The sequence below is a fragment of the Streptomyces sp. NBRC 110611 genome, assembly GCF_001590865.1.
Lineage (GTDB): Bacteria > Actinomycetota > Actinomycetes > Streptomycetales > Streptomycetaceae > Streptomyces.
The window spans coordinates 44641-52174 of record NZ_BBUY01000019.1; the positions used below are offsets into that span (position 1 = coordinate 44641).

General features: G+C 72.1%; 8 protein-coding genes. 4 read left to right on the plus strand and 4 right to left on the minus strand.

The genetic code is table 11. The annotated features are described in order from the left end of the window. Positions 1 to 131 precede the first annotated feature (131 nt). Positions 132 to 1412, minus strand: a complete 1281-nt coding sequence (locus tag AZE13_RS27860; protein ID WP_258528030.1) for an MFS transporter — start codon at positions 1410 to 1412, stop codon at positions 132 to 134. 279 nt (positions 1413 to 1691) lie between these two features. On the opposite strand from AZE13_RS27860, the gene AZE13_RS27865 reads away from it, so the two are divergent. Continuing rightward, positions 1692 to 2597: a helix-turn-helix transcriptional regulator gene (locus tag AZE13_RS27865; RefSeq protein ID WP_066937872.1), complete on the plus strand. Its 906-nt coding sequence runs from the start codon at positions 1692 to 1694 to the stop codon at positions 2595 to 2597. 49 nt (positions 2598 to 2646) lie between these two features. Here AZE13_RS27865 and AZE13_RS27870 read toward each other — a convergent pair whose 3' ends face one another. Next, positions 2647 to 3390, minus strand: coding sequence for a ribonuclease H (locus AZE13_RS27870; protein WP_066937874.1), 744 nt, complete (start codon positions 3388 to 3390; stop codon positions 2647 to 2649). Positions 3391 to 3481: 91 nt separating this feature from the next. Next, entirely contained in the window at positions 3482 to 4159 is a 678-nt protein-coding gene (locus AZE13_RS27875) for an AIM24 family protein (protein WP_066937876.1), read from the minus strand. 274 nt (positions 4160 to 4433) lie between these two features. Here AZE13_RS27875 and AZE13_RS27880 point away from each other — a divergent pair, with 274 nt between their 5' ends. Both AZE13_RS27880 and AZE13_RS27885 read left to right on the plus strand, forming a co-directional pair. Further along, on the plus strand, positions 4434 to 4976 hold the full coding sequence (locus tag AZE13_RS27880) for a DoxX family protein (protein ID WP_079124450.1): 543 nt from the start codon (positions 4434 to 4436) through the stop codon (positions 4974 to 4976). A gap of 279 nt (positions 4977 to 5255) precedes the next feature. Beyond that, entirely contained in the window at positions 5256 to 5939 is a 684-nt protein-coding gene (locus AZE13_RS27885) for a hypothetical protein (protein WP_079124440.1), read from the plus strand. Positions 5940 to 6028: 89 nt separating this feature from the next. Here AZE13_RS27885 and AZE13_RS27890 read toward each other — a convergent pair whose 3' ends face one another. After that, a complete protein-coding gene (locus AZE13_RS27890; RefSeq protein ID WP_066937879.1) occupies positions 6029 to 6763 on the minus strand; it encodes a L,D-transpeptidase in 735 nt (244 codons plus the stop codon). Between the two features lie 178 nt (positions 6764 to 6941). Here AZE13_RS27890 and AZE13_RS27895 point away from each other — a divergent pair, with 178 nt between their 5' ends. Continuing rightward, the gene (locus AZE13_RS27895) at positions 6942 to 7457 is read left to right on the plus strand and encodes a mycothiol transferase (protein ID WP_066937881.1); all 516 of its coding nucleotides are present in this window, start codon (positions 6942 to 6944) and stop codon (positions 7455 to 7457) included. The last annotated feature ends 77 nt before the right edge of the window (positions 7458 to 7534 follow it).

The following is a 7534-nucleotide window of genomic DNA, read 5'->3' on the forward strand; positions in this document are numbered from 1 at the left end:
GGGATGCCAGGCACTGTCACGCAACTGGCCGAACCCCGCTGTTTCCTCCTGCCTCCCGCCGCCTCCTGTGGTTTCCTGCTCTGTCCGGCATTCCCCGCCCTGTTCCGTCGTTCCCTGCTCTGTCGCGGACGTCAGGCGGCGGGCGAACACCGGTAGCGGGCCCGCCCGATGGCGGCCGCGAGGGTCAGCGGAATCGTCAGCAGGGCGGCGGCGAGGAAGATGCCGCCGTAGGCATGGTGTCCCGCCGCGCCGGCCGTCAGGCCGCCGGCGAGCGCGCTGCCGCCGTACAGGCTGACGCCGAACATCGCGACCCCGGTCGCCCGCGCCGCCGGGGTCACGGCGGTGGCCCACGCCTGGACCGTGGTGTGCAGGAACGACCAGCCGGTGCCGAGCAGCAACGCGGTGACCGCCAGGGCGAGTTCGGACCGGCTCACCGCCGCGAGCGCATAGGCCGCACCTGCCTGCGCGCCGCCCGCCACGATCAGCGCGGTGGGACTCCACCGGCCCACCAGCTTCTTGACCAGCTGTGCGCACGCCATGGCGCCCACACCGTAGAGCGCCGACACCGCCCCGGCCACCGGGGCCGGCACTCCCCGGGCCTCCAGCGCCGGCGCCAGGTACGTCAAGAAGCCCAGCAGTACGGCGCCTTCGAGCAGGGCGACGGCCATGACATACCACATCCACGGCGTGGCGAGCACGACCCGGAAGGGGGCCAGGAGGGGGGAGCCGGAGGGCCGGCGGGCCGGTTCGGGAAGGTGCCGCAGGGCGTGCCAGAGGTACCCGGCGAGCAGGGCCGGCAGGGCGAAGACCAGCCGCCAGCCTGCGTAGTGCGCCAGCACGCCGGCCGTGACCGTGCCCAGCGCCGTGCCCAGGGAGAACGCGGTCATGAGGTCGGTGAGCGGGCGTTGCCGCCGCTCGGCGGGGACGACGTCACCGATGTGGCTCAGGGTGGCCGGGATGCAGGCCGCGAAGCAGGCTCCGGAGAGGGCACGGGCCACGATCAGCAGCGGGGCGTTCGGTGCGAGCGCCGAGAGCGCCGCGGCGAGGGAGCCGGCCGCGAGGGAGAGCCGCAGTACCCGGATCCGTCCCATCCGGTCGCTGGCGAGGCCCCATGCCGGCTGCATCAGCCCGTAGGTGAGGTAGTAGACGCCGGCGGCCAGCGCCATCGTCGACAGGCCGGTGCCGAGTGGGCCGGCGATGAGTACGAGCATGGGGGCGATACAGAACCGGTCGAAGTTGCTGACCAGGCCGGCGGCCCGCAGCAGACGGAGGGCGCGGGTGGGCGGAGCCGGGGCGGCCGGCGGTCGCGACGGCGCGGACGGGTCCGGTCCGCCGGATCCGGTGGACGCAGTGGACAGCTTGGAGGGCATGGACGGTATGGACGGTATGGACGGCGTGGACTGCTCGGGCACGGAGGGGTTGCTCCTTTCCGCCCGGGCCGGCGGTCCCGGGCCCGGTTCCCCTCCAGCCCATCACCCGCCGCGGCCGGCCCCGCCCGCCAAACGGTGACGATCACTCATACCTTGAGCGGGCTGCCGTCCGGGCCAGGCGGGACATACTGTGCGGACGGCGGTCGACCGTGTGGGCGACGACCGGGCGCTCACCGGCGCGCCTGGAGGGGGCGGCACGCCCCGCACCACACCGCGGCACGCCCCGCACCACACCGCGGGAGAGAGGGAGAGGACGACGCGATGAGCGTCACGGAACCACCGGCCGACGACGAGGCGCGCCCCCTCCCTCCCCACCACGGGGAACCCGCCCCCGCCCGCCACGGGGGACCCTTCACCACCCGCCGCGGGGAGCTGGGTGCCTTCCTCCGCTCACGCCGGGAACGGCTCTCCCCCACCGCACTGGGCCTGCCGGTGGCCCCGCGCCGTCGCGCCCGCGGGCTGCGGCGCGACGAGGTGGCCGGACGGGCCGGCATCAGCAGCTCCTGGTACGCGTGGCTGGAGCAGGGGCGCGTCCGTACGTCGGAACAGGTACTGCGCGCGGTGGCACGGGCGCTGTGCCTGGACGAGGCGGAGACCGCGCACGTCCTCTCCTTCGTCGAGGACACCCCCGCGGCCGCCGCCCGCCCGCCCGGCTGGGTCTCCCGGAACCTGTTGTCCCTGGTGGAGTCGGTGGCGCCGAACCCGGCCGTGGTCATCGACCCGCACTGGGACCTGCTGGCCTGGAACGCGGGCTACGCCGCGCTGCTGACCGATCCCGCGCGTCTCCCACCGAAGCAGCGCAACCTGCCGTGGCTGGTGTTCCGTTGGTCGCCGGCCCGCTCCCTGCTCGTCGACTGGGAGTCCGAGGCGCGCGGTCTGCTGGGGCAGTTCCGCGCCCACGCCGCCCGGCACCCCGAGGACCGGAGGTACGCGGAGATCGCCGACGAGATCACCCGGGACCCGGACGCGGCCCGCTGGTACGAGCGGCGGGAGACCGCGGCCTACCAGCCCGCGGTGCGGCACTTCCGGCACCCGAGGGTGGGTGACCTGCGCCTGCGGTATGTGAAGCTGGCCGCTCTGGACGAGCCGGGGCACCACTTCCTGTGCTACCTGCCCGACGACGCGGAGGCCGAGACCGGGGTGCGCCGGCTCACCGAGGACACCTGAGACCTCTGAGCAGCTCCTCGGACCTGTGAGCAGCTCCTCCGGACTCCTCTCAGGCCTCGGCCGGTGCCGCTCCGGAGCGGCACGCCGGGTGCCCCCAGCCGTCCGGGTTCCTGGCGATCGGCTCACCTGCCGCGTACGGCCGGCCGCAGCGGCAGCGACCGGGGAACTTGGCGTTGAGGGTCCGCGACGACGTCCTCGTCCTCGCCGCCTTCGTCTGCGCCCCCGGACTCGTCTTCCCTCCGGGACCCGAGGTGCGACGGCGCGTACCACCCGCTCCCCGGACGGCATCGGCCGAGGCGGGCGGCTCCGGGGAACCGAGCTCGCTGCCGGCCGGCTCCTGGACGACCGCGGCCTGGCTCGCGGCCCGGTCGGCGAAGTCGTTCAGCCGGTCGCCGTCCACCTGGTGTGCGGGCACGTACCGGAACTCCACGGTGCGGCCCGCCAGCAGTCCGTCGATACGGACGACGAGCTCCTGGTTGGCGACGGGCTTGCCCGAGGCGGTCTTCCATCCCTTGCGCTTCCAGCCGGGCAGCCAGGTCGTGACGGCCTTCATCGCGTACTGGGAGTCCATCCGGATCTCGATCGGCACGGCCGGGTCGGTGGCCGCCAGCAGGCGCTCCAGCGCGGTGAGCTCCGCCACGTTGTTCGTCGCGCTGCCCAGGGGACCGGCCTCCCAGCGGATGACGGTCTCCCGTGCGTCGGCGACGACCCAGGCCCAGCCCGCAGGCCCGGGGTTTCCTTTCGATGCGCCGTCACATGCGGCAATCACGCGTTCAGCCATGAGCGGGATCATGCCAGGCGGCGGCTCACGGAGCGAAGTCGAGCGGGGTCGGGCGGGGCGGGCGGGGCGGGCGGGATCGGACGCGGCCGCGCATCGAACGTGATCAGTTGCCGGACGCCTTCTCCGGACGGAGCTCGCTCGGCCGTACGATCACGAAGCCCTCGCCGTCGAGCCGGAGCTGGACGGCTTCGCCGGAACCGCCCCGGAGCATCGACCCGAAGCTCTGTGAGCGGTGCAGGGTGGTCCGGAGGCCGCTGCTCCAGCCCACCACGGCGTCGGTGTCGACGAACACCGGAGCCTGCGGGGCGACGGGAATCACGATGGGGCTGCCCTCGCACACGATGCCCAGTCTGCCCTGACCGGTGAAGACGGAGTTGAAGAGCCCGCCGCCGGCCATACCGGCGCCCTTGACGACGCCGACCTCGTAGGAGAGGGACGGGTCGAAGCAGAGCACGTTGCGGCCGTTGATCGAGAGACCGTCGCCGGGGGCGAGGTCGACGATGAAGCAGTTGGCGGCCTCGTGCGCGAACCACACCTCGCCCTGGCCCCGCACGGCCATCAGCGCCAGCCCCTCCCCCGTGACCGCACGCTTGAGGAACTTCCCGACGCCCTGCCCCTGCTTCTCGAACTGCAGCTCACCGCGGTAGGCGACCATGGCGCCCTGGCGCGCGTAACACTCGCCGTTCACCGCGTACTTGATCGACTTCGCGTTCTGCAGCGTCATGCCGGGCGCGGTGGCCGGCACAGCCATGTTCTCGGAGTCGAAAAGATCACTGTTCATGCGACCAGCCTACGGATCGGGGGTGCGGAGCAGCGGGCATCCGGCGCACCGAGCGCGGGCACGCGGGCGTACCGGCCGGTAGGCCCGTACTCACCGCGACAGGACGGGCCGGGGAGAGGGCGGGCGCGGGAAAAGGGCGGGCGATTCCGCCCGGAACCCTAGGCAGACGGCTTCCCGCGTAGCACGATCAGTGGTAAGGGTCCCCACGAGCGCACCGGCGCCGGTGTACGACACCGTGGTCCCGGGTTCCGCCGGTGCGGGAAGCGACACCGTCATGAAACTGCTCGCTGGGCGGCGACCGGACGGCAGCGCCCGGTCCGACACCTCCCGTTCTCGCTCTCCCGGCGCCGATCTCGGCCTGCTCCTCCTCCGCCTGGCGACAGGACTGATCATGGCCGGCCATGGCGCCCAGAAACTCTTCGGCCTCTTCGGCGGCCCGGGGCTCACCGGGACCGGCAAGGCCTTCGCGGACTACGGCTACCACCCCGGCGAGCTCTTCGCCGGGATCGCCGGCGCCTCGGAGCTGCTCGGTGGCCTCGGCCTCGCGGTCGGGCTGTTCACCCCGCTCGCGGCCGCCGCCCTGATCGGCGTGATGATCAACGCCATGGTCCTCGCCGCGCCGCACGGCCTCTGGGTGAACGAGGGCGGTATGGAACTGCCCCTGATCATCGGGGCCGCCGCACTCGCCATCGCCGCCGTCGGCCCCGGCCGCCTCGCCCTCGACAGGCCCTTCCGATGGCGGGACGGCGGACTGGCGAGCGCGGCCTTCGCCCTGGGACTGGGCGGTCTGGGCGCCGCGATCGTGACGCTCGTGTGAGCCGCCGCCCCCGACACCGGCTTCGTACCCCCCGGGCCGTCGACACGGTCCGGGGCGGAGCCTCCGCCGCTGCCTGACGGAGCCTCCGCTTTCCTCCACGCGAAACGCACTGTTTCGCCATCAACTACAACTTTGCCGATTCTTGGTGTAGTTGACTCAGGTTTCACAGCAGTCTCAAACGCAACAGCGACGGGCGAAATCCGGACTCTCCTCAACGCCGGAACCGTCGCTTCCATGTGGCCGTGCGAACTGCCGAGAGGCACGAGAGGCAACAGCAAGATGACGCACAGGAACAACAGAACGCTCCGCTACGGAAGCCGGCTGATAGGGCTGTCCACAGCCGCACTGGGGCTGGTCGCGGCGATGGCCGTACCGGCGGCCGCCGCGGACGACGGCCCGACCCGTCAGCAGCTCATGGCCGACTGCGCCTCCGGCGAGGGGAAGTGCAGCTTCAACGAGCCGGTCCTCGGCAAGGCGTACCTCGGCGACTTCCGCCAGGTCTCCAACTCCCTCTACAACTGCACCACTTCTGACGCCACCCAGTCGATGACCTGGTCGGACACCGTGGGCTCGACGGACTCCGCGGGCGTCTCGGTCACCGCCGGCGGCAAGATCGCCGGTCTGATCGACCTGAGCGTGACCGCGACCTACAGCCACACCTGGTCGAGCTCGCACACCGAGAGCAGCTCCCTCAACATGACGGTGAAGCCCGGCGAAGTGGGCTGGATCTCGCGGGCACAGGTCATGCAGACCGTGTCGGGCACCTGGCAGACGCACTACGACAGCCCGAAGTGGGGGCACTACTACTGGTACGTGCCGGACACCGTCACCGGCCCCGCGCCCAACGGCACGGACGGGAAGAGCAATGCGGTGACGGTCAAGACCCGCAAGATGACCGACGAGGAGATGGCTTCCTGCTCCTCCGGGGCGAAGCAGGGCCGAACCTTCGTCAAGAAGCGCTGACGACCTGAGGGGTGACCCCAGGAACGGCGGCCGGCGGCCGACGCCGCACAGCCGCGGCACGGGCCGGGCCTCCGGCCCGTGCCACCGGGTCAGGTACCCGGCTTCCGGCCGTAGACGTGGACGTCGTCGCCGGTCCTGAGCAGCGACCAGTACTTCCTGGCGTCGTTGCTCCGCATGTTGACGCAGCCGTGGGAGCCGGGCGCGGACCAGACGCTGCCGCCGATGGCGTGGAAGGCCTGCCCGCCGTCGAAGAACTGGCTGTACGGCATGGCGACGTGGTACAGGGTCGACACATGGTGCAGGTTGCGCCAGTAGACCTTCTTGGCGCCGGTACGGGTCTCGTAGCCGTCCCGTCCGGTGCGGACCGGCACCGGTCCGAACACCAGCCTCCGTCCGTCCTGGATCCAGCTGAGCTGCCGGGTCAGGTCGACGCAGGCGATGCGCCCCCTGTCCGTGGGGCACCTGCGGTCCTTGTTGGGGTTGTTCCCGGCGGCCCGCTGCCGCGCGACGAGGGTCATCACGCCCCAGGTGACGGGCCCGGCGTAGCCGATGTTCGGGGTGATGCCATGGCTGGTCTGGAAGGCGCGGATGGCCCGGCAGTCGGCTGCCGACTGCCGGCCGTCGACCGTGCGCCCGAGGAACTTCTCGGCCTGCTTCTGGTAGGGGCCGCGGACCGCGAAGCAGGGGGACGCGGTGGCGGCCTGGGCGGTGGAACCGAAGGCCACGGTCAGCGGCACCGTCAGCGCCGTGAGGGCGAGCGCCGCGCCCGCCCGGCGGCCGACGCCGGACCGCCGCCGTATGCACAGGTTCAGTCGTCGTCTCATGACCGGTATGACCCATGACCCGCGCCCTCGGTTGCGGGCCTGCCCGGCCCGGCATACGAACTCGGCCAGAGTCGCCGGCTTCCCCCGATTCGCCGCTCCGGCTTGGGATCATGGACGTACCGCCGGACCGATGTCCGCGCGCCCCGCAGGGCCCGACCGCCGCCGCAAAGGAGCCTCCATGACCACCAGCACGGACCTGCTCATCGACGCCTTCGGCCGTATCCGGGAGGTCGTCGAGGAGGCGGTCACCGGACTCGGGCCCGAGGAGCTGGGCGCCCGCCCCGACGACGGTGCCAACTCGATCGGCTGGCTGGTCTGGCACCTCACCAGGGTCCAGGACGACCATCTCGCCGATGCGGCCGGCACCGAGCAGATCTGGACCTCGGACGGCTGGTACGGACGCTTCGGGCTGCCGTTCGCGGCCGACGACACCGGCTACGGCCACTCCCGCCTGAACGTGGCGAAAGTACGCGACCTGACCGCCGAGCTGCTGATGGGGTATCACCAGGCCGTCCACGACAGCACGGTCCGCTATGTCGCCGGCCTCGCCGACGAGGAATTCCCCCGCATCGTCGACCGCTCCTGGTCGCCACCCGTCACCTTGGGCGTCCGGCTCATCAGCGTGATCGCCGATGGTCTGCAGCATGCGGGGCAGGCGGCTTATGTCCGTGGCCTTTCCGCTGCGCTTGGCTAATCGCTGCGCTTGGCCTGCCTCCCACGTTGTTGGCTTTCCCGCCGTGGCGCCTGGCGGCGGGCTGGAATCCGCTGCGC

Bases quoted from the DNA above. Each gene is read 5' to 3' on its own strand.
- AZE13_RS27865 (WP_066937872.1), top strand. From the start codon at position 1,692: ATGAGCGTCACGGAACCACCGGCCGACGACGAGGCGCGCCCCCTCCCT.
- AZE13_RS27870 (WP_066937874.1), bottom strand. From the start codon at position 3,390: ATGATCCCGCTCATGGCTGAACGCGTGATTGCCGCATGTGACGGCGCA.
- AZE13_RS27875 (WP_066937876.1), bottom strand. From the start codon at position 4,159: ATGAACAGTGATCTTTTCGACTCCGAGAACATGGCTGTGCCGGCCACC.
- AZE13_RS27880 (WP_079124450.1), top strand. From the start codon at position 4,434: ATGAAACTGCTCGCTGGGCGGCGACCGGACGGCAGCGCCCGGTCCGAC.
- AZE13_RS27885 (WP_079124440.1), top strand. From the start codon at position 5,256: ATGACGCACAGGAACAACAGAACGCTCCGCTACGGAAGCCGGCTGATA.
- AZE13_RS27890 (WP_066937879.1), bottom strand. From the start codon at position 6,763: ATGAGACGACGACTGAACCTGTGCATACGGCGGCGGTCCGGCGTCGGC.
- AZE13_RS27895 (WP_066937881.1), top strand. From the start codon at position 6,942: ATGACCACCAGCACGGACCTGCTCATCGACGCCTTCGGCCGTATCCGG.